The following is a 22357-nucleotide window of genomic DNA, read 5'->3' as shown; positions in this document are numbered from 1 at the left end:
TATTGTTGAAATATAAATTATTGCCCAATGAGATATAAGGCGCTATTTTACTTAACGAAATATAAATCTGTAAATGATGCTGTCCAGTTTTATCTACAAATAATTAGTGAAGCCTTAACGGGGCGGTCCAATTTTAAAGTTTCTGAAAATTTGAAAGAGGCTAAAACCGCTGATATAATTGTTACATATTTTGTTAAAGACTACTTTTTTGCCCGGATATTGCATCCCCGTAGCACCATAATAAATTGGTTTCAAGGAATACTTCCAGAAGAATCCTATTTGTGGCAAAAAAACAAATTGCGCTACTATATGTATAGTTTTATGGAGTGGTTTTGTTTAAGCACATCGGATTATAATTTTTTTGTTTCCAAGGCAATGTTGGGCCACTATCAAAGAAAATATAATTACAAAGGAAATAAGTATTTTATCATGCCCTGTTTTAATGCTCACCTAAAGGATAACTTTGGGATGAAAGTGGATAGGCCCTCATTTGTTTACATCGGGTCTTTATCCAAGTGGCAATGTTTGGACAAGACTTTGGAACTTTTTAAAGAAATAAACAAGCACATCCCTACTGCCACCCTAGAAATCCTAACCAACAAACAGAAGGAGGCCAGGCAGTTATTAAAAAAATACGAAATAGTAAATGCCAGTGTGAATTATGTTCCCTTGAAAGAATTATCAGAATATTTGGTTAAATTTAAATATGGCTTTTTAATCAGGGAAGACATTAATATTAATAATGTGGCCACCCCTAACAAGTTATGTACTTATATGGCATCTGGTGTAATACCGGTATATTCTGATGTAATAGAATCTTTTAAAACACACCTGGAAGGCGTTAAACACAAAATCGCACTAGCTAACCAGTTTGAATTGGAAGAAGCCAATCATCAAATCATTGAATTCGAAAAAAGCAAAATAATAGATTATTCAGAATTACACAGCGACTATGCCAAACCTTTTAATATCTTTTATAATAAAGATCGATATGTAAACAATATAAGGTTGGCTTTAAAAGAATTGGGCAAAAAGGGAAAAGTTTAACTTCAAAAAAATATTTTTTTGCGAGTCTCGATTAACAATTTAGCCGTGGTTCTTCCATTGGTTCTCATTTTCGTTTCGGAGTATTTTAGATTTACCAGTCCCGCTTTGGGACTTTATCTAAAATTATTTTCAGCCCTTTTGATGGTTCTGATTTCCTTTGTTTTTGGCAAATTTGACAGAAACCTTATTCTGTTTTCAACCTTATTCCTTCCTTTTTTGGTTCTCCATTTTTTTTTATCGTTTAGCTATAGTGCTGCTTCTGAAGAATTGATTAGATATCTTTTTCCGATAATAATTCTATTTTACGGTTATGCCATAAAGGAAAATTATAAGTTTCTTTTTAAGTTCTTGATTTATTTCCTGATTTTAAATTATGTAGCCCAAATTTTCAATTATTATTTTTGGTCACAGGGAATAAACCAATGGTTTTATGTATATACCTCAACGGGGCGCGTAAACATTCCCGCCGTTGCCGGTGTTTTGAGGGCTACTGGCCTAATGGGCTTCTTTAGCACATTTGGATTCTTTAACCTAATCATGTATTTCCTTATTGACTTTTTTTATGAAGGAAAATTCAAGAAAACACTTATGGTTCTTACAGTGGTTTTTTTATTTCTTAGCTTGTCATTTAAGGGTATAGGAACATTTTTATTTCTACTATTTATATTCTCAAATAAAAAGACAAAAATTATAGGGATAACCCTCTTTGTCTTTTTGATGACCATTATATTGTTTCCTTCCAAGGTAGCCTTCATGGTGGACAATGCCAAAATTAGGATTGAAGCCTATATCTCAGAAGGAAATTCAGCACGATCTGAGTCGTACAGGGTAATGTTGCAAAAAACCGATTTTCTAATAGGTGAAGGTCTTGGTACTTTTGGAGGACCAGCCTCCACGAAATATAAGTCCCCTTACTATGACAAAGTAAATTTCAACTGGTACGGCCTACCAAATCTCCCTACTACGGATACATTTTACCCCCATTTGTTTATAGAAATAGGTTTTATTGGCACTTTGTTATACTTATTTCTTTTCTTTGTTCCATTATTAAGAACAAGGAAAATACGTGTAAAATATTTTAAAGCCATTTTAATAATTTACTTTGCCTTGTTCGTTGATGCACTCTTTACATATTCGCTTAATAATTTGGTTTATTTATCCGTTTCATTATTATTAATCCCCTCCATAATATACTATGAAAAAGAAAAAGAAAACACGGATACTGTTTCTAGCCAATATTCCCAAAGCAGATAAAAGATCTGTAGGAGGTGCAACCATGTTGTCAAAAAAAATATTGGACTTCCTTCAAAAGAAAGAAGATCTAGATTTGACGCATTATCAATTCAGAAAAAATTGGAAGCCAAAATTTCAGATAATAGATTTTTTTATCCTTATCGTAAAAATGCCCTTCATTATAAGAAAATATGATGTTGTGAGTATTCATTCCACACCGGATATGAATTTAACAATAGGCCCCATTTTGGTAACGATTGCCAAAATATTTAATAAAAAGATTGTATACCATTTTTTTGGTGGCAATTTTTATGAACAATATAAATCCGCTCCTAAGTTCGTTAGAAAAATGGTCAACAACACCACTTTTAAGGCTAACTTCGTGTTTTTTGAAACAAAGCAACTACTTAATCACTTTGCCACCCATAGCAGTACAAATATGATATGGCTACCCAATTCGAGGGATAAAATTCTCGACAGGATTCCAAAAAGATCATATAACAAAAAATTTGTTTTTATTTCTAGGGTTATTAAGGAAAAAGGCATTGATTTAATATTGGAGACATTTGAAAAATTGGATAGTTCCTATACCGTTTCGATATATGGGCCCATTCCCCCCAACAGCTATAGAATTCAGGATTTAACTAAGCGTAATTGCTTTTATAAAGGGATTTTGGCCGAGGAAGAGGTTATAGATGTATTATTGGAAAATGATGTACTTTTGCTACCCACATATTTTGATGGAGAGGGTTATCCCGGCATCATCATTGAATCCTTATCCGTGGGAATGCCAGTTATTTCCAGTGATTGGAAGGCAATAAATGAAATAATTTCTAATGGTTATAATGGGCTTTTATGTTTGCCTAAAAATCCAGACTCCCTATTGAAACAAATTCTTCAATTAAACAAAGAAAATTACCCACGGTTTTCCAAGAATGCATGGACGAGTTTTGAAGGGTTTAATGCTGAAAAGGTCTTTAATAAAATATTGGTCAGTTACTTAAGTTAAATCAAAATACATCAGTGAGCCCATTTCCAAACAAACTTATATATACGTTGTCATTTTTAGCTATTCTCATTTATATGTTCATAGATTTTAGCTTAAAAGGCCATAGGGAATTTCCCCAGTTAAATTTTGATTGGGACAGAACGGAATTGATAATGGATTATGGGGAGTGTGAGTTAATATCATTAGCCCATAATACTGTGAATTTGAGGTATAAAAAAAATCTCAACGATTTAAACAACAACAATACCTTGAAAATTAAGACCTCTAAAGGCAAGCTCTATTATTTCAGGTATGAATATAAATTAGTAAAGGATGGTATTATTCAGCTTCGGGGAGGAGTATGGCTTACCCAACAACCTAAAAATTTAAGGCAGACCACAATCTCAGTTAGCGAAATACATTTACCAATAATGCAAAATGGTGATATTAATATTTGTTTCATTGGCTTTTCTGATAACAAATGGGGAGGATTTCGATCCATAAGAAAATACATGAAACAAAAAAATCACGACATAAACTTTATTGGTCCAAAACAAGACATATATGGTTATCCATATATGCCTGTCCCAGTAAACAAAGGGATAGAGTTCTTGGTCAAGAATATAAATAATATTCCCAATGCCGACATTTATATTATCTTCATTGAATCTCTAAAAACATCAAAAAATAGGCAAGTTTGGAGCCAATTGGCTGATGGACTTTCTAAAAAAGGTCAAAAAACGTACCTTAATACATGGCCAGAATTAAAGGAAAACCCCAAAAATGAAGAAATTCGAAAAATGAATAAGCTTCTTCAAGAAATCGCTACATGCCATAAAAATATAAAGATTATGGAATTAAACGGCTTTAATGATGCCGGGGCAACTATTCTCGATAACGGCCAATATTTCTTGAATAATTCTGGTTATAAACTCTATAAAAAGATAATACTTGAACAAATTGAAGATAAAAAAGAATAAGGACATAATTTTTTATTGGCTTTTGTCCCTAGTACTCGTTACATTGCCATTTCCCAAATACAACTTAAATTCTCAATGTATTATAGCCTTGGCCATTTTTTGGTTGTTTTTCAGCTCATTTTCTGAAAAGAAAAAAAATTTAAAAAAGAACATTGGAAGCTTTTTTATAATCTCAAGTCTTTTCTTTATTACCGTTCTAGGGTTAACATATTCTTCTGACTTTGACACGGGAATAAACAACCTGAAAATACCCTTTTTAATATTTCCGCTAATTATTTTTTCCGTTGATAAAATAACCCGAAAAGAAACGCAGAATCTATTGGATTTATTTTCAATTGCCACTGTCCTAGCAGCTCTGCTAGGCTTAGGAAAAGCATTATGGCTCTCTTTTAACGATTTAGGAGATTATTTTTATTATCTTGATTTTGCAAAGGTATTGGACAAACACACAACTTATTTTTCACTATTTGTGTGTATATCTATTATTAATATAGCCTATGGTTTATCATTTAAAACTGGATATTTTAAATGGTATAGAATTATTGCTATAGCCTTCCTACTATTCGTTTTATATTTATTGAGTTCTAAGATCAGTTTAATTTATCTTATCCTTGCTACATTACTATCAACCATTAGAGCCTTTTCTAAAAAAGATTCTGCATCGCCTAAAATAAAAACAGTCAGAATATTAATTTTGGTTATTTTACCAGTTATGTTTTTGACCCCAAATTTAAAAAATCGGATTTCAAAAGAAAAAGCCTCCAATATAAACGAAAGAGTACAACTGTGGGGTGCCGTGCTTGACAATTATTTGAAAAAAAATATAATCTTTGGAGCTGGCACAGGGGATGGTCATCAAGGTCTAGTGGAAAGTTATAAGGAAATACATTATGACGTCGCAGTTAAAGATGAATATAATGCGCATAATCAGTATTTGGAGCAATTACTTTTCTATGGTATTATAGGTCTAATCTTATTAATTGCTTTACTATTTCACACATTTCATGTTTTATATACAAATGTTCAGCCACTGTATTTATTGATTTTCATTTCATTTTTTGTTTATATGTTTTCAGAATCTATTTTAGAAAGACATAGTGGTCTTATTTTATTCTCGTTTCTTACTTCAATATTTTTATCCACTTCTAACCAAAAAAACGCAGATGCAGAAAATTAAAATCCTGAATACTACCATTCACAACCTTAGCATGAAAGAAACCTTGCAAATCGTGGATAATACTATAGCGGAAGGCAAACAATTACATCATGTTGTTGTAAATGCCAGCAAAATAGTGGCCATGCAAAAGGATCTTCAATTGCGCCAAAGCGTAAATCAAAGTGATTTGATCAATGCTGATGGCCAAGCTGTGGTTTGGGCATCTAGAGTGTTGGGAAAACCATTGAAAGAGCGCGTGGCAGGTATAGACTTGATGGAAAACCTAGTAGAATTGGCACATCAAAAAAATTATAAAATATTTTTCTTTGGTGCACAGGAAGAGGTTGTTAAAAAAGTAGTGCACAAGTATACAAATCAATTTTCACCCGGAATTATTGCCGGCTACAGGAATGGTTATTTTAAAAAGGATGAGGAACAGGTCATAGCGCGGGAAATTGGAAAAAGCGGTGCCAATATTTTATTTGTGGCCATAAGTTCTCCTACCAAAGAAAATTTCCTTTTTGAAAATAAAGCCTTGTTGCAAAAAGTCAATTTTGTAATGGGAGTTGGTGGAAGTTTCGATGTGATTGCGGAAAAAGTGAAACGGGCCCCACTTTGGATGCAAAAGTCAGGACTGGAATGGTTCTATCGTTTAGCCCAAGAGCCAAAACGAATGTGGAAGCGATATTTAATTGGAAACAGCAAGTTTGTTGGTTTGGTAATAAGGGAAGCGCTCTCCAATAAATAAACCAACAATTTACTAATTTGGGCACTAGAAAATTAAATAGAACTTAATCTTTATTCAGTTTATAAGTTTTTAAAATTATCTTTATGGCCTGTTAATAATTCAAAGAACGGCTAAAATTAATGTTTTCCAAAAAACACCGTTATTCCAATCTAATAACCCCCATATCTTATGGGATTGACTTATTGGTAATCAATCTTTTTGCTTATTTCCTGCCAATAAACTTTCAATACCCTATACTTTTCCATAGCTATATTTCATTGGCTTGGATAATTATTTCGTTTAAAAACAACTTTTATGAAGTCTATAGGTATACCAAAGTATCCTTTATTTTAAAACTGCTCTTCAATCAGTTTGTTTTTTTCTTTTTGGTTTTATATGCCTTTATCGGTTTTTTCAAGCAACCAAACATGAGCCGATTGGCTTTGGGGGAGTATTTTGTTTTTGTAGGACTAGCCATATTTACCATTAAGTTTTTAAACTATATCCTTTTAATGAAATATAGGGAAAGGGTAAAAGGGAACATGAGGAATGTAGTCGTCATTGGGAAAAACAAAAAAACAGATCAACTAATCGATGTGTTCAATGAAAGAAGGGAATATGGATACCACTTCATGAAACAGTTCTGTCCTGCAGACGTTTCTTTTGACATCTATAAAGCCTTCGTTTACATTGTAGAGAATAATATTGACGAAATTTATTGCTCAGTGTCCGAATTAAAGAACAATCAAATTACAGAGTTCATCAACTTTGCCGATAATAATTTGAAAACCTTAAAATTTATACCAGACAACAAGAATATCTTCTCTAAAAAATTAAAATTCGAATACTACGACTATATCCCTGTTCTCTCCTTACGCGATATACCACTTCACAATCCACTTAATGCTGCTATCAAGAGAGGTTTCGACATTATTTTTTCACTTGTGGTAATCATTGGAATACTTTCTTGGTTAGCCCCTATAATTGCATTGATCATAAGGTTGGAAACAAAAGGCCCCATTTATTTCAGACAAAAAAGAAACGGTATAGATAATAAAGAATTCTACTGCTATAAGTTTCGTTCCATGGCTCCCAATGAACATGCCGATAGTCTTATGGCCGTAAAAAATGATATGCGGACCACTAAGGTGGGCAAATTTATCCGTAGGACAAGTATTGATGAACTACCACAGTTTTACAATGTTTTCTTTGGTAATATGTCCGTTGTAGGCCCACGACCCCATATGGTAAAACACACCAACGAGTTTGCCAATAAAGTGGATAAATATATGTTAAGACATTTTGTTAAACCCGGCATTACCGGTCTGGCACAAGTGAGGGGCTATAGAGGTGAAATTGAAACGGATATAGACATTTTAAACCGTACTAAATTTGATATTTTTTATATAGAGAACTGGTCTCTTTTTATGGATCTGAAAATAATCGTACAAACGGTTATCAATGCTATTGCAGGTGAAAAAAAAGCATATTAACAGAGGAGAAGACAACAAATTTAGATCAGCTTCCTTAATACAATCTAAATGAAAAAAGTACTTATTACCGGTGCAGCCGGATTTTTGGGATCGCATTTGTGCGACCGATTTATAAAAGAGGGTTACTACGTTATTGCAATGGATAACCTTATTACCGGTGACCTAAAGAATATAGAACACCTCTTCCCCTTGGAACAGTTCGAATTTCAGCATCACGATGTTTCCAAATTTGTACATATCCCGGGCAAGCTGGATTATATTCTTCATTTTGCCTCCCCGGCAAGTCCAATAGACTACCTTAAAATTCCTATTGAAACCCTTAAGGTGGGTTCCTTGGGTACCCTTAACTTACTGGGCCTTGCCAAAGAAAAAAACGCTAGGATATTGGTAGCTTCCACCTCGGAAGTGTACGGTGATCCCCTTGTACACCCACAGAGCGAGGAATACTACGGGAATGTAAGCCCAATTGGGCCCCGAGGTGTTTATGACGAGGCCAAACGGTTTATGGAATCCATTACCATGGCCTACCATCGTTTTCACAATGTAGACACCAGGATTGTCCGAATCTTCAATACCTATGGATCTAGAATGCGACTTAACGATGGCCGAGTGGTACCCGCATTTATGGGCCAGGCCCTGAGGGGGGAAGACCTTACTGTTTTTGGTGATGGCTCCCAGACACGTTCTTTTTGCTATATAGACGACCAGGTGGAAGGGATTTACCGACTCCTAAAGAGCGACTATACAGATCCAGTTAATATTGGGAACCCGCATGAGACAACCATCAAGGAATTTGCCGAGGAAATCATAAAACTCACGGGGACCGATCAAAAAATAATCTACAAACCTTTGCCCAAAGATGACCCCTTACAACGTCAGCCCGATATTAGCAAAGCCAAAGAAATCCTTGGATGGCAGCCCCAGGTAAGCAGGGCCGAAGGTATTAAAAAGGTATATGAATATTTTAAATCCCTTTCTCCCGAAGAGCTGCAGAAAAAGGAACATCGGGATTTCTCTGCAAATAAATGAAGGGGTTCCAATAGATAATTCCCTCTCAAACCGTATTTTTGAACAAATTTTTTACCCATGAACATCCTTATCCTTGGCGCCGGTGGGCGCGAACATACCTTAGCTTGGAAATTAAAACAGAGCCCTAGACTCAGTAATCTCTTCGTAGCCCCCGGGAATGCCGGTACGGCTGCCATTGCCACCAATGTCCCTATTGGGGTAAACGATTTTGAGGCCATAAAGGAATGTGTGCTCAAAGAAAAAATAGATATGGTCATCGTAGGCCCGGAAGACCCATTGGTTAATGGGGTGCACGACTTCTTCCTGAACGATGATGCCTTAAAAGAAATTCCCGTCATTGGTCCCCAAAAAGCAGCGGCCACCTTGGAAGGCAGTAAGCAATTTGCAAAGGAATTTATGATGCGACATAATATTCCTACCGCAGCCTATGAAAGTTTTACGGCCGAGACCTTGGAGAAAGGATACGCATTTTTGGAATCCCTTAAACCTCCATACGTACTAAAGGCAGACGGCCTAGCTGCAGGAAAAGGGGTATTGATCCTTAACGACCTGGAAGAAGCCAAGGCGGAGTTAAAGACCATGCTGGTAGACGCCAAATTTGGAAATGCCAGTACAACCGTTGTTATTGAAGAGTTCTTGGACGGTATAGAACTTAGCTGTTTTGTACTTACTGATGGCAAGGGGTTTAAAGTACTGCCTACAGCAAAAGACTATAAAAGAATAGGCGAAGGGGATACTGGATTAAATACAGGCGGAATGGGGGCCATTTCCCCGGTTCCTTTCGCAGATAGCTCTTTTATGGCAAGAGTACTTGAGAGAATAGTAAAACCTACCGTAGAGGGCTTTAAATTGGATAATCTGCCCTATAAGGGATTTGTGTTCATTGGCCTGATCAAGGTTGGGGATGATCCCAAGGTTATAGAATACAATGTACGAATGGGCGACCCGGAGACCGAAGTGGTCATTCCCAGGGTAAAAAACGATTTTGTAAGCATTTTTGAAGCCGTTGCAAATCAGACCTTGGACAGCATTGATCTGGAGATAGATGAGCGCGCTGCCACTACAGTTATGGCTGTTTCCGGTGGCTATCCGGAGGCCTATGAAAAAGGTAAGGAAATCACAGGGTTTGACAAGGTGTCCGATGCAGTTGTGTTCCATGCTGGAACCCAATTAAAAGACAATAAGGTTGTTACCAACGGAGGCAGGGTATTGGCCATTACCTCCTATGGGCCTACATTCCAAGAAGCCCTTAAGAAGTCTTACCAGAACATGGAAAAATTGCATTTTGATGAAATGTACTACCGAAAGGATCTAGGCTTTGATCTATAGTAGGTAGGTCAACATTGTAGATTTTTTCTGCAATGATCCGCCAACCTATAATGACCTATAATACATAAATAAGGGATAGCCTGGGCTATCCCTTATTCATTTTATCGAAATTAGGTGGTTTTGGGAGATCCCAAAACCCATATAAAAAAAGCCTTGAAAAAATCAAGGCCCTATTTTAAGCTACTAAAGGTATGAGTGTGCAGTTGCGTCCTTATCCTCCTCGCCCTTATCATTGTATTTTTTCAACTCCATCATCCAATAAACCATGGCAGCGGTGCCAATTAACATAAAAATCCAATTCAAAGTATTTGCTCCCCACCAACTTTCCATGGAACGCAAAGCGTCTAATGGTGCAAACAGCACATTAACAAATAAATCCTCAATACCGTAAAAAAATGATTCCATCTTAATTATATTTACCTTGCAAAAATATAAAAACCTAGGATGATTTCAAGCATTTTTGGCAGAACTAAACCAATAAATTACATAATACTACTGGTATTTTTGTTTGTCTTCTACTGGTTTGTCCACTTTTTCATGTTCCAAAAATCCTATTCACCCCAACAGTTATTGGGACAAACAGGCATTTTAAGCCTACTTTTGTTCAGTCTGTTTGTGGTAAACTTCATAAGCTTACGCAACAAAATTTCGGGAGGAAATTCTTTTTCCATTCTATTCTATACCCTATTGATAGTTATTTTCCCGGAGGTCCTTGTAGATTCCAATGCCATACTTTGTAGTTTTTTCCTATTATTGTCCATTCGCAGGATCCTAAGTTTCCGCAGTCTTAAGAATATTAGGTTAAAAGCATTTGATGCCACCTTTTGGATATTGATAGCAAGTTTGTTCTATGATTGGGCCATCTTATATCTTATAGTGGTGGTGGTTGCCATCTACTTTTATGAGCCCAAGAATATAAAAAATTGGCTAGTGCCCTTATCCGCTATTTCTGCTTTGGCACTTATAGTGCCAGCGGTTCTTGTATTGAGCAATAACTTAGATTTCCTATGGGATCATTACCAATTTAATTTTCAGTTTAACCACGTTTATTTCTATGATTGGAGCAATAGTTCCCTATTGTTTCTTTACGTGTCCATAGTTCTATTGTGCGGATTTCTTGCCTTTATAAAAATGGGAAATGTAGGGGTAGGCAAATTGGTGACCATGCGTCTTGTGGTGCTGTTGTTTCTCATTGGTCTTTTGGTAAAAGTCTTGAAATCCTCTCAGGATACCCACCCTATTTTAATAACATTTTTCCCTGCCGTGGTATTTATTACTACCTACGTACAATCCATAAAAAAAGAGAACATATCGGAAATGGTGCTTATGGCTTCAGTATTCATTCCATTCGCAATTCTATTGGCCAATATTTTAATGAAATAAACCCAAATACATTTCATTAAAATATCCTAACAAGGTCTCCTGCAACCCATTTGGAATCCCTTTTTCCCATACCATTCTTCATAGGACCGGAATAGTTAAAATCGGCTAAACAAATAAAGTCGATTTTTAAATAAAAGGTATCTTTGTCCTAAACACTATTATTATGTTCAGCGATTTTGCCTTTAAGATATTCAACGAAAGTATTTCCAAATACCATATTGAGGACGATGTGTCCCAGCCATTCAACAATCCTTATCCCAAAGACGATATTGCCCACTTGTTGTATCGCAAAAATTGGATCGATACGGTACAATGGCATTATGAGGACATTATACGCGATCCAAATATTGATCCTATTGCCGCCCTTATCCTAAAAAGAAAAATAGATGCCAGCAATCAGGACAGAACAGATTTGGTAGAGTATATAGATAGTTATTTTTTGAACAAATACCAGGCTGTAGAAGTACGTAAGGATGCTACTATAAACACCGAGAGTCCGGCATGGGCTATTGACAGATTGTCTATATTGGCCTTAAAAATTTACCATATGCAGGAGGAAGTTGATAGAGCGGATGCCTCAGAGGAACATAAACAAAAATGCCAAGCCAAGCTCAATATACTTTTGGAACAAAAGAAAGATTTGAGTTCTGCCATAGATCAGTTGTTGCAGGACATAGAATCTGGAAAGAAGTACATGAAAGTCTATAAGCAGATGAAAATGTACAATGACAATGAGTTGAATCCGGTTCTTCGCAAAGCTCCTTGAGTCGCCCAAGCGCATTATTTTTTGAGGAAAGGGATTTCAACTTGAGCAATATGGAAAACGAGCATTCACAACAGCGAAGTGGAGACAGGTCTTTAGAAACAGCCCCTGGTGAATTGGCCTCCAAATCTACTCTCCCACCCCATATTTTGGTCATTCGCCTATCTGCCATGGGCGATGTTGCAATGACCATTCCGGTTTTGTCCGCCTTGATTGCCCAACACCCAGGAATACAAGTTACCGTATTGACCCGTGCTTTTTTTAAGCCTCTTTTTTATGGCTTGGACAATGTAAGCGTCTACGAGGCCGATGTAAAAAATGCCCACAAGGGCCTATGGGGCCTTTGGAAGCTCTATAAGGAATTAAAAACTTTAAATATAGATATGGTTGCGGATCTACACAATGTGTTGCGCAGCAAGGTCCTTAAGCTTTATTTTAAGCTAGAATCCATCCCCTTTGTACAGATTGATAAAGGAAGGGCCGAAAAAAAAGCCTTGACCTCCCCTAGCAGCAAGGTCTTTAAACCCTTGAAGTCTACCCACCAGCGTTATGCTGATGTCTTTAAAGAATTGGGCCTACCCTTGGACCTCAACTCCGTAGCCCTTCTCCCTAAACGACCCTTGGCGACCTCCTCCAAAAAATTGGTGGCCGGCAATGACAGGATATGGATAGGTATTGCCCCTTTTGCCGCTTTTCAAGGCAAAATGTACCCATTGGATCTCATGGAAAAAGTAGTTGATGCCCTGAATTGTACGGGAAAATACCAATTGTTGCTCTTTGGCGGCGGGGAAAAAGAGAAAAAAAAGCTGGATGCCTGGGACCATAAATTCCACCACTGTGTCAATCTGGTGGGGAAATTACCCTTTCCGGAAGAGCTTGCATTGATCTCGCACCTACAGCTAATGGTAGCCATGGACAGTGGCAATGCCCATTTGGCGTCCATGTTCGGAGTCCCCACCCTAAGCCTATGGGGAGTTACCCATCCTTATGCAGGTTTCTATCCCTTTGGGCAGGAAGTAAATAATGCCTTATTGTCCAATCGCGATAAATACCCAATGATACCCACCTCGGTCTATGGAAACAAATGCCCTGATGGCTACAAAAATGTTATGCGTAGTATAGCCCCAGAAGCTGTAGTTGCTAAAATAGAAGAAATCCTAAACAAATAATTACTGCCATTTTCCTGCCAGAGCATATAGTACTAAGAAGTTTTTTCCGCCATGGAAAATTGAATAGTTACAATAGGTAGGACAGGAAAAAAGAACAGGTATCCTTAGAAAAAAAGGATATAAATTAAGCTGGCTCTTTGTACTCCATTGATTTTAAGTACTGCCTCAGCTGCTGAATGTGTTTGTAACGCAAGATCTTGCTGTTGCCTTCCACCATTAAAGTGCGAACCCCAATATAGGAGGATATTAAATAAGAGGCCACGGCTTCACTATCTATATGGCGGCTTACATAACCGTCTGTTTTACCCTTTTGCAAGGCGGTCACCAAATTAACCTCCCAAACCTTTAAGATATCCTGTAGGTAATTCATAATTTCCGGATTCTTTCCATTAAACTCAGTAATAAAATTGCTGAGTACAAATCCATAATCCAGAAAATTATGCTCTGCCGTTTCCAGGGCATTATCAAAACATAGGGCAATTTTATTGAGGGGGTCCTCTTCGCCTTCTATGGGTTCTATAAGGGCACTATAAATTTTTCTAAACAGTAAATTTTGAACAATACTAATAAAAAATTCTTCCTTGGATTGAAAGTGATAATAAAAGGCCCCTTTGGAAAGGGAAAGCTCTTTTAAGATGTCATCTACGCTAGTGTTATAATAGCCTTTTTGGTAAAACAGCTCCAATCCGGTAGTTTGTAAACGCTGCATGGTGGCCATGCGCTTTAATTGTTTTTCCATTTGGTTTGGTTTTTCTTCTAGCAGACCATTAAGTCTGTTATACTAACTCCATTTGCCTTTATTTATTTTAAAAAGACCGCTTAAAAACAGTTTTTAACCGGCCAAACCACCTAACAAACAACTAGGAAAGCCCATTAAATAACCTAACAAACCAAATAGTTGGCCACTATTTAGTTTTAGGGCAGTGCTATGCATCAAAGCTCCCTAGGTTACAGAGCCTTGACAACTACTGCCCGCCCCTGCTGTACAACCGTAGCAATGTTGTGATATAAGGATGTTCCTGTTGTTCAGTATATCTTCATTATACTCCTTTATATGCGTAATTTTACTTGCCACCTTAAGGCCTAACATCTGATTAAAATCGCAGTCGTACAACCATCCATCCCAACTTACAGAAATGGTGTTGGTACACATTACATTGGCAACGGCAGTGGGATTATAGGCCTCTACTAGGGAATACATATAATCCTCGTAATTTTCGGAGGCTATCAAATAATCCAAAAATCGGGCTATGGGCAGGTTTGTAATGGCAAAAAGATTATGGAACTCAATATCAAAATCCTCCAACAATGCCTTTTTAAAATCGCGCTCCAGGGCCGCCTGATCCCCCGGCAAAAATGCTCCGGACGGATTGTAGACAAGATCTAAGCGCAAGGAACTGTCCGGTAACCCGTAGCCCACAGCATTTAGCTCCTGAAGAGCCTTGATCGATTTGTCAAAAACACCTTCCCCGCGCTGCTTATCTGTTTTTCCACGGGTGTAATGCGGCATGGATGAAATAACATGGATATTATGTTTTTTAAAAAACTGCGGAAGGTCGTAATATTTTTTATTGGCCCTTATAATGGTAAGGTTAGAACGTACAATAAAATCCTTTATACCTGCTTTGGCCGCCTCCTCAACAAACCATCTAAAATTAGGGTTCATTTCCGGGGCTCCCCCGGTAAGGTCCAAGGTGTGGGCCCCGGTATTCCGGATAACCGCCAAGCACTGTTCCATAGTTTCTCTGGTCATTATTTCCTTTCGGTCCGGACCTGCATCCACATGGCAATGTTCACAAACCTGATTGCACATATAACCTACATTGATCTGTAGAATTTCCAATTTTTTAGGACGTAGGGGGAACTGCCCTATCTGGGAAATTTTTTCCTTAAAAGTGGGCAGTTCCCCACTTTCAAAAATGCCCCCGTTCAAGATTTCCAACTGTTTATTTTCCATGGCAAGGACATCATGCCTTGCTTTTAAAGATTTTGTTGCCATTGTCATATTAATCAATAGTTAGTATCTGGCCTCAGGAAGATTTTCCAGTGTAGGGTATAACAACCCAAAACAATTATATTATTCCTATCCTAGGCCTAAAGGTCATAAGCAATAAGTTGCCTTACATGGACAATTTGTTGTACTTTTTCATCATCTGAACCCCATGTACCAAGGTAGCGCCACTTTCAATGGCTGCACCAGCATGTACGGCTTCCATCATTTCTTCCTTGGTAATGCCCCTTTGTAAACCGTCTTTGGTATAGGCATCAATACAATAGGGACATTTAACCACGTGGGCCACAGCCAGGGCAATCAAAGATTTCTCCCGAGCACTCAACGCCCCTTCCTCAAAGACTTTTCCGTAGTAGTCAAAAAATTTTGTTCCCAACTCCTCGCTCCATTCGGTTATATTTCCAAATTTCCGTAAATCTGCCGGGTCGTAATAAGAATCTGCCATAGTTGTATTATTTGTAATAGTTAGTTGTGGAAACCTTGGTTAAAACGGTTTCCGTGATAAAAAATAAATGTTTTAACATCCCTGATTAATTCCAAATCCATGTAAATGCCTTTTACAGCCCTGTATTAAAATTGGGCCTGACTGTAGGAACACTAGGGAAAAACAATAAAAATTAAAGTAAAAAGTATCTACCTGTTTAGGACAAACAAGTGGTATTTATGGGAGACCCCTTATTAAAATAATAATGTTGGAAATAGCGATTAAAAAATACAACCGCTAATGATAAAGTTGCCTGTACAGTTGTTAAAAATGATAGAAGTAATTTCCTTAGCTTATAAGACCAAATTGTACAGCTGGCCATTATGCTATTTAAATCCACCATATTATCCAGGTCCAACAGAACCCGTTGTTTGACTACCCGTATATTTAACCCTTGAAAGAGGGCTGTTATACTTCTTAATAAACTGCTAGTTTGCCATGGTAAGGCCAAAAATCGAGGGGCATTAAAATGTCTTTTATGCAACCCCAAAAGGTAAAAGCCGCCGTCCTTGGACGGACCTAGGATACAATTATTCCGATCCAATTCCCTATCAGCTTTGAGAATATCGGCCGGCCTAAGTTGTGGCGTATCATTGCCAACGGTTATAACCCGATCAAATCCTTTGTTAAAAATATGGTGAATGGCGTTGACAAAACGTTCCCCAAAATTGTTTCCCTCCTGCTCTGCTTCCGTTAAATGAAAATAAGGGATTTCTGTCTGCCTAACCACGGACAAGGTGTGCTTGGTTAACCCACTAAACAAAACATTACCATTGGGAATGGATTTATTGTTCAATTCTTCCTGGGGAGAATTGGCGAACAACAATATCGCAGTACCATTATGTTTTGAAGGTTTAAGCATTACTAAAATATTTCACTAAAACGGATAAAATTCCAGTTCTAATTTGGTCGTGAACTATGGATCAACATTACAAAATTGAGTGTTTCAATATCACTAATTTTAATGAAAAAAACGAATAGCTGAGCTAATTATGTTAAGGTCCTTAAGATTAAATTGGAAAATTAAGGCCATTTAAAACCATTTTTAAGGCTGTAAGGGATGTAAAATCCTAGAGATATGTTAAACCACAACTAAAAAATGAACATTCATTCTTTTTTATAGACCTTTGCACTATTAGAATATTTCTGAAGTACAACTCTAAAATAACAGAATGAAAAATTTTAAATATCAAAACCCCACAAAGATCTTATTCGGTAAGGGGCAATTGGAAAATTTGGCTGAGGAGATACCATCCAATGCAAAAGTACTACTCCTCTATGGAGGGGGAAGCATTAAGAAGAATGGAATCTATGAGCAGGTACAAGAAGCCCTCAAACCTTTTGAGGTTATAGAATTTGGCGGCATTCGGGCCAACCCGGAATACTCCATACTTATGCAGGCCTTAGAGATTATTAAATCCCAGAAGATTAGCTTTTTGTTGGCGGTGGGAGGAGGTTCTGTAATTGACGGAACCAAATTTTTATCTGCCGCAGCATTTTATAAAGGGGAAACTCCTTGGGATTTACTAACGCAAAAGATCGCTAGCACAAATGCCCTTCCCTTTGGAACCGTGCTAACATTGCCCGCAACGGGATCGGAAATGAACTCGGGAGCGGTAATTACCAGGGCCGAGACAAAAGAAAAACTGGCCATGGGCGGACCCGCATTATTTCCAAAATTTTCTATTTTGGACCCCCAGGTGATCCGGTCCATTCCGCCAAGGCAATTGGCCAATGGTATTACAGATGCCTTTAACCATGTCTTGGAACAATATATTACTTACCCTGTTGGTGCTTCCCTTCAGGATAGAATGGCCGAAAGTGTTTTACAGACCCTAATAGAAATTGCACCTGCGGTGATGCAAGATCCATCGGATTATACTGCGGCTTCCAATTTTATGTGGAGCTGTACCATGGCACTTAACGGCATATTACCATTAGGCGTTCCAACGGACTGGGCAGTACATGCCATTGGCCACGAATTGACGGCCCTGCACGGAATAGACCATGCCAGAACCTTGGCCATAATTGCTCCGAGTCATTACCGTCATAATTTTGAAAGCAAAAAAGACAAATTGGCCCAATACGCAGAACGTGTATGGAACATCACTGAGGGCACTACAGCAGCAAAAGCCCAAGAAAGTATTGTAAAAACTGAAGAATTTTTCCAAGGCTTGGGCATAAATACAAAACTGTCACAATATACCGACAACTATGAGCGAACAGCCCAAACAATTATGAAACGCTTTACAGAGCGAGGTTGGACAGGCTTGGGTGAAAATAAAAACCTAACCCCTACCGATGTTGAGAAAATAGTAGAGATGGCCTATTAAATTAGATTATTACCGGCTTAGCATTTGCAACAACCCATAAAAAAAACCCTTCGAATTAATATCCGAAGGGTTTTTAGTATTTCCCATAATTGGGAACAATTAGAACTATTTTTTATACTTATCGTTTAATATCTTCACGATAGCATCAGTTACATCATGGGCATCCTTTCCATAAAGAACACTACCACCATCACCGCCAGTTAAAATAAACGAATAACCATTAGCTTCCCCATAGGCCTTGATCTCTTCTTTTACCTTGTTCACCAAACTGTCCATTTCTGTCTGTCCCTCCATTTGCATTTGCTGCTCTTCCTGTTGCAACTGCTGACCAATAATCTGGCTACGTTGTTGTAACTGTCCGTATTCTTCCTGCGCTTTGGACTGAGACATTTTTTGCGCCTTGGCTTGGAAAGCTTGAGCCTCCAATTGAAATGCCTGGGAGATACTATCCCTCTTTTTACCAAAAGCGTCCGATTTTGATTTAAACTTAGCTTCCACGTCCACTTTTTCTTGGTAGGCGTCCATCAACTTAACATTGTCAACAAAAGCTATTTTTTCCTGTTGGCATGATATGGCCATCATACAAACCACTGCCAAAACTAATTTTTTCATTTTCTCTTTGATTTAGATTTGCGCAAAAATAGAAAAGCTTTTTCACAATTAAAGGAAAATCACCCTTAAACCCTCCAAACCCTTATAAGTAGCACCAGACCCATATACTAGGTTAAACCTTTAAAAAACCCCACAAAAAATACCTATAACCAAAATCTATCATAAATAAAATATCAATAAATCATACCTATATAAACAAGCCTTAATTAAGGCGACTCTACGGCTGTTTTCACAAAAGACATAGCACAGCTCCAGCACACCTTCAAAACGCCGTTAAATAAGCTAAAATAGCGTTTTAAGCTCTTTTAAGTATATAAATAACAGAAGAATACTCTTTGGACCACAGAGCCTTTATATTAGAATAGAGTCCAACACAAAATGCCCTAAAAAAATGTTGTTTACCAGTCCTGTATTTTTCGGATAGCAAGGAAACATAAAAGGCATCAAAAATCATTGGTTTTGTTTTTACCACTTTCATGCCATGCTTGTCAAAAACTATAGGAATAGATTTTCTTGAAAAATGCCAAAGGTGTCTAGGAACATCAAAGGCGGCCCAAAAGTTTTTATAAAAGCCGGCGTCAAAAGATTTATAATTGGGTACCGCCACTATAAGGGTTCCATTATCCTTTAAAAGCGAAACCATTTCCGCTATCTGTTTATCCAAATCGGGAAGGTGTTCCAATACATGCCAAAGCGTAATAACATCAAAATGTTGCTCCGGAAGCGCTTTTAAATTATCTTTTAAATCGACCCCTTTTTCTGCAGCTTTATTTTGTGCGCGTTTATTTGGCTCCACTCCTACTACCTTCCAACCCTTGGTTTTTGAAAATGCCAAAAAATCCCCCGTGCCTGCACCAATATCCAACAAGGATTTATCTCCGCAGGAATTAGAATTTATTAAAGACAACTTACTCCTTAGGTTTAATTGTTTTACAAATTGATAAACCTTATCCAACAAAGACACCGCAGAATCGGTATGGGAAATATACTCATCACTTTCATAATATTTGGACAGATCCTTAGGTTGTGGATCTGTAATCAACATATCCCTTTTTGAATCGTACAATAATTGAAACGTTTCCCCACTAAGGGTAAAATCCTTACTTTTCAGATACAACTTCATAATAATGGTCCAAACTAAATCTTGGCTATTTACAGTTGCGAATATAGGTTAAAAGCACAATTTCCAAAAGGGAATATCAGCAAGATAATTTTGTGCATTACCAGGAACAGAGCAAAACATATTTTAAAACTCACCCACAAAAAACGCCATCGGTTTTAAAGAAACCTCCCCTCTAAGAAGATCTACACTTAAGGCCATAATTTTACCCATCCATAGCTCAAATATAAACCACCGCAAAAATATACCTCACACTAAAACATGGAACAAAAATTTATATAACACCTCCAAACAAAATCACCAATCACACTCTACTAATACCATATGAATCATTTTAGCACCCCCTATACACCAATGAGAAATTGCAATACAACACCTTAAATCCAGCACCAACCCAGCCTTTAAAAACTATCGCATGACCCCACCAATTAATCAAGTCAACCACAGCAACCATCCGCAAAAAAGCACCTTATCCCCAATCCCGGAATTGACACACAAAAAAAAGGTGTCTGCCAAATCCAATTGACAAACACCTCTTCATATTAAAACTTTTCTACCCTAGCAGTGGTCAGAAATACTCTTCATTTCTGCGCAATGTTCCACGTGGAACATATAACCACAAAACAAACTATCTACCCATATAAACCAGCAGCACACTAATATCACTAGGTGAAACTCCGCTAATCCTGGAAGCCTGTGAAATAGTAACAGGACGTATTGATTTTAGCTTTTCACGCGCCTCATATGACAAGGACTTAAGCTTACTATAATCAAAATTATCCGGGATTTTTATATTCTCCAAACGCTGTAACTTATCTGCATTGTTCTTCTCCTTGGCAATATATCCAGAATATTTAACCTGAATCTCGGCCTGCTCCAAGACCTCTCTATCCAAATTATTTTCCGTAACATAGGAAGAAACCTCTTCCAATTTCAACATATGATCCATGGTCACCCTAGGTCTGGAAAACACCTTAAACATCTTACCAGGTTGCTTTACTTTTGAAGAATCTAGCTCTTCCAGAATTGTATTTATATCTTCTGGCTTAAAACTAGTATCTCTAAAAAACTGTACAAAAGCATTGGACTTTAAGGCCTTTTCCTCCATCTTTTTTAAACGATCCTCAGTAGCCAAACCTATCTCAAAACTCTTGGGTGTTAATCTAAGATCTGCATTATCCTGCCTAAGCAGCGTTCTGTATTCTGCCCGGGAAGTAAACATTCTATATGGCTCTTCGGTACCTTTTGTAATAAGATCATCAATAAGCACCCCAATATAAGCCTCATCCCTTTTAAGAATAAAATCGTCCTTACCATTAATTTTTAAGTGAGCATTGATACCCGCCATTAAACCCTGGGAAGCCGCTTCTTCATATCCGGTAGTTCCATTAATCTGTCCGGCAAAATACAAGTTGTTTATCAATTTAGTCTCCAGGGTATGCTTTAATTGTGTAGGGGGAAAATAATCGTATTCTATAGCATATCCAGGTCTAAAAAACTTCACATTTTCAAAACCTTTTACAGACCTAAGTGCTTTGAATTGTACATCCTCTGGCAAGGAGGTAGAGAAACCGTTTACATAAACTTCCACCGTGTTCCAACCTTCCGGCTCCACAAACAACTGGTGACTATCCTTATCTGCAAACCTATTTATCTTATCCTCTATTGACGGACAATATCTTGGTCCCAAACTCTTAATCCTTCCATTGAACATAGGGGAGCGATCAAAACCCTCCTTTAACAGATCGTGTACCAAGGCACTGGTATGGGTCATATAACAATCCCGTTGTACACTAAGTGGCTTAGTGTCTGTATAAGAAAATTTCTCAGGAACCTCATCCCCTGGCTGGGGTATCATCAGTGAATAATCCAATGAACGGCCGTCTACCCTTGGCGGTGTTCCCGTCTTCATTCTACCACTTTCAAAACCTAATTGTAACAGCTGCTCCGTTATACCCGTAGCGGCCTTCTCACCGGCCCTACCCCCTCCAAATTGTTTATCGCCAATATGAATGAGACCATTTAAAAAAGTCCCATTGGTAAGCACTACGGATTTAGAACGAATTTCCAAGCCCAACGAGGTTTTAACCCCTACAGCCCTTCCCTTCTCAACCAATAATCCGGACACCATCTCCTGATAAAAATCTACATTAGGGGTATCCTCTAAAGCCATACGCCATTCCTCTGCAAACCTCATCCTGTCGTTTTGGGTCCTGGGGCTCCACATAGCCGGCCCCTTACTCTTATTCAGCATTTTAAATTGAATGGCACTTTTGTCACTCACAACACCGCTATACCCCCCCAATGCATCAATTTCCCGAACAATTTGCCCCTTAGCAATTCCTCCCATTGCGGGATTACAGGACATTTGTCCAATGGTTTGAAGGTTCATAGTAACCAACAATGTCCTTGAACCCAAATTGGCGGCAGCAGCGGCCGCTTCAGCACCAGCATGACCAGCACCTACTACTATAACATCATATTCCTTTTCAAACATATC

At 37.8% G+C, this 22357-nt stretch carries 21 protein-coding genes; 13 read left to right on the top strand and 8 right to left on the bottom strand.

All coding sequences use genetic code 11. From position 1 onward, the window contains the following. Nucleotides 1-27 precede the first annotated feature (27 nt). From EHW67_RS06805 to purD, 9 genes are all read left to right on the top strand, one after another. Nucleotides 28-1047 carry a glycosyltransferase family protein gene (locus EHW67_RS06805; protein WP_126161598.1) on the top strand — a complete coding sequence of 340 codons (1020 nt, stop codon included), beginning with the start codon at nucleotides 28-30 and terminating at the stop codon, nucleotides 1045-1047. Nucleotides 1048-1065: 18 nt separating this feature from the next. Further along, nucleotides 1066-2301: a hypothetical protein gene (locus tag EHW67_RS06800; protein ID WP_126161597.1), complete on the top strand. Its 1236-nt coding sequence runs from the start codon at nucleotides 1066-1068 to the stop codon at nucleotides 2299-2301. Beyond that, the gene (locus tag EHW67_RS06795; protein WP_126161596.1) at nucleotides 2243-3289 is read left to right on the top strand and encodes a glycosyltransferase; all 1047 of its coding nucleotides are present in this window, start codon (nucleotides 2243-2245) and stop codon (nucleotides 3287-3289) included. Before EHW67_RS06800 ends, EHW67_RS06795 begins: the two co-directional genes overlap by 59 nt. Nucleotides 3290-3363: 74 nt before the next feature. Continuing rightward, on the top strand, nucleotides 3364-4248 hold the full coding sequence (locus EHW67_RS06790; RefSeq protein WP_126161595.1) for a hypothetical protein: 885 nt from the start codon (nucleotides 3364-3366) through the stop codon (nucleotides 4246-4248). Beyond that, on the top strand, nucleotides 4220-5425 hold the full coding sequence (locus tag EHW67_RS06785; RefSeq protein ID WP_126161594.1) for an O-antigen ligase family protein: 1206 nt from the start codon (nucleotides 4220-4222) through the stop codon (nucleotides 5423-5425). Before EHW67_RS06790 ends, EHW67_RS06785 begins: the two co-directional genes overlap by 29 nt. Further along, a complete protein-coding gene (locus EHW67_RS06780; protein ID WP_126161593.1) occupies nucleotides 5412-6152 on the top strand; it encodes a WecB/TagA/CpsF family glycosyltransferase in 741 nt (246 codons plus the stop codon). The genes EHW67_RS06785 and EHW67_RS06780 overlap by 14 nt, the downstream gene beginning before the upstream one ends. A 119-nt stretch (nucleotides 6153-6271) precedes the next feature. After that, complete coding sequence (locus EHW67_RS06775; RefSeq protein ID WP_126161592.1) at nucleotides 6272-7624, top strand: exopolysaccharide biosynthesis polyprenyl glycosylphosphotransferase; 1353 nt, start codon at nucleotides 6272-6274, stop codon at nucleotides 7622-7624. 48 nt (nucleotides 7625-7672) lie between these two features. Further along, the gene (locus tag EHW67_RS06770) at nucleotides 7673-8653 is read left to right on the top strand and encodes a UDP-glucuronic acid decarboxylase family protein (protein WP_126161591.1); all 981 of its coding nucleotides are present in this window, start codon (nucleotides 7673-7675) and stop codon (nucleotides 8651-8653) included. A 57-nt stretch (nucleotides 8654-8710) separates the two neighbouring features. Beyond that, the gene (gene purD, locus EHW67_RS06765) at nucleotides 8711-9982 is read left to right on the top strand and encodes a phosphoribosylamine--glycine ligase (protein ID WP_126161590.1); all 1272 of its coding nucleotides are present in this window, start codon (nucleotides 8711-8713) and stop codon (nucleotides 9980-9982) included. Between the two features lie 183 nt (nucleotides 9983-10165). Here purD and EHW67_RS06760 read toward each other — a convergent pair whose 3' ends face one another. Beyond that, a complete protein-coding gene (locus EHW67_RS06760; protein ID WP_126161589.1) occupies nucleotides 10166-10387 on the bottom strand; it encodes a DUF6341 family protein in 222 nt (73 codons plus the stop codon). 132 nt (nucleotides 10388-10519) lie between these two features. Here EHW67_RS06760 and EHW67_RS06755 point away from each other — a divergent pair, with 132 nt between their 5' ends. The 3 genes from EHW67_RS06755 (at nucleotide 10520) to EHW67_RS06745 (ending at nucleotide 13297) form a co-directional block, all read left to right on the top strand. Then, nucleotides 10520-11365, top strand: a complete 846-nt coding sequence (locus tag EHW67_RS06755; protein ID WP_238389857.1) for a hypothetical protein — start codon at nucleotides 10520-10522, stop codon at nucleotides 11363-11365. Nucleotides 11366-11528: 163 nt separating this feature from the next. After that, nucleotides 11529-12131, top strand: a complete 603-nt coding sequence (locus tag EHW67_RS06750) for a DUF4254 domain-containing protein (RefSeq protein ID WP_126161587.1) — start codon at nucleotides 11529-11531, stop codon at nucleotides 12129-12131. Nucleotides 12132-12181: 50 nt separating this feature from the next. Next, on the top strand, nucleotides 12182-13297 hold the full coding sequence (locus tag EHW67_RS06745; RefSeq protein ID WP_317126854.1) for a glycosyltransferase family 9 protein: 1116 nt from the start codon (nucleotides 12182-12184) through the stop codon (nucleotides 13295-13297). Nucleotides 13298-13421: 124 nt separating this feature from the next. Here EHW67_RS06745 and EHW67_RS06740 read toward each other — a convergent pair whose 3' ends face one another. The 4 genes from EHW67_RS06740 to EHW67_RS06725 all read right to left on the bottom strand — a co-directional run bounded on the left by EHW67_RS06740 (nucleotide 13422) and on the right by EHW67_RS06725 (nucleotide 16654). Further along, nucleotides 13422-14036: a TetR/AcrR family transcriptional regulator gene (locus EHW67_RS06740; RefSeq protein WP_126161586.1), complete on the bottom strand. Its 615-nt coding sequence runs from the start codon at nucleotides 14034-14036 to the stop codon at nucleotides 13422-13424. Nucleotides 14037-14240: 204 nt separating this feature from the next. Next, nucleotides 14241-15296: an arsenosugar biosynthesis radical SAM (seleno)protein ArsS gene (gene arsS, locus EHW67_RS06735; RefSeq protein ID WP_126161585.1), complete on the bottom strand. Its 1056-nt coding sequence runs from the start codon at nucleotides 15294-15296 to the stop codon at nucleotides 14241-14243. A gap of 121 nt (nucleotides 15297-15417) precedes the next feature. Next, nucleotides 15418-15753 carry an arsenosugar biosynthesis-associated peroxidase-like protein gene (locus tag EHW67_RS06730; protein WP_126161584.1) on the bottom strand — a complete coding sequence of 112 codons (336 nt, stop codon included), beginning with the start codon at nucleotides 15751-15753 and terminating at the stop codon, nucleotides 15418-15420. A gap of 196 nt (nucleotides 15754-15949) precedes the next feature. Continuing rightward, a complete protein-coding gene (locus EHW67_RS06725) occupies nucleotides 15950-16654 on the bottom strand; it encodes a TIGR04282 family arsenosugar biosynthesis glycosyltransferase (RefSeq protein WP_126161583.1) in 705 nt (234 codons plus the stop codon). A 310-nt stretch (nucleotides 16655-16964) separates the two neighbouring features. Here EHW67_RS06725 and EHW67_RS06720 point away from each other — a divergent pair, with 310 nt between their 5' ends. Next, nucleotides 16965-18125 (top strand): iron-containing alcohol dehydrogenase, encoded by a 1161-nt coding sequence (locus EHW67_RS06720; RefSeq protein WP_126161582.1) that lies wholly within the window; start codon nucleotides 16965-16967, stop codon nucleotides 18123-18125. 105 nt (nucleotides 18126-18230) lie between these two features. Here the strand turns inward: EHW67_RS06720 and EHW67_RS06715 are convergent, their stop codons facing one another. The 3 genes from EHW67_RS06715 to mnmG form a co-directional block, all read right to left on the bottom strand. Next, nucleotides 18231-18737: an OmpH family outer membrane protein gene (locus EHW67_RS06715; protein WP_126161581.1), complete on the bottom strand. Its 507-nt coding sequence runs from the start codon at nucleotides 18735-18737 to the stop codon at nucleotides 18231-18233. Nucleotides 18738-19032: 295 nt separating this feature from the next. After that, nucleotides 19033-19860 carry a class I SAM-dependent methyltransferase gene (locus tag EHW67_RS06710; RefSeq protein WP_126161580.1) on the bottom strand — a complete coding sequence of 276 codons (828 nt, stop codon included), beginning with the start codon at nucleotides 19858-19860 and terminating at the stop codon, nucleotides 19033-19035. A gap of 625 nt (nucleotides 19861-20485) precedes the next feature. Next, nucleotides 20486-22354 carry a tRNA uridine-5-carboxymethylaminomethyl(34) synthesis enzyme MnmG gene (gene mnmG, locus EHW67_RS06705; RefSeq protein WP_126161579.1) on the bottom strand — a complete coding sequence of 623 codons (1869 nt, stop codon included), beginning with the start codon at nucleotides 22352-22354 and terminating at the stop codon, nucleotides 20486-20488. Nucleotides 22355-22357 lie beyond the last annotated feature (3 nt).

Source organism: Arenibacter aquaticus, assembly GCF_003957295.1.
In the GTDB taxonomy this organism is placed as follows: Bacteria; Bacteroidota; Bacteroidia; order Flavobacteriales; family Flavobacteriaceae; genus Arenibacter; species Arenibacter aquaticus.
This window is presented reverse-complemented; position numbering and strand designations above follow the sequence as displayed.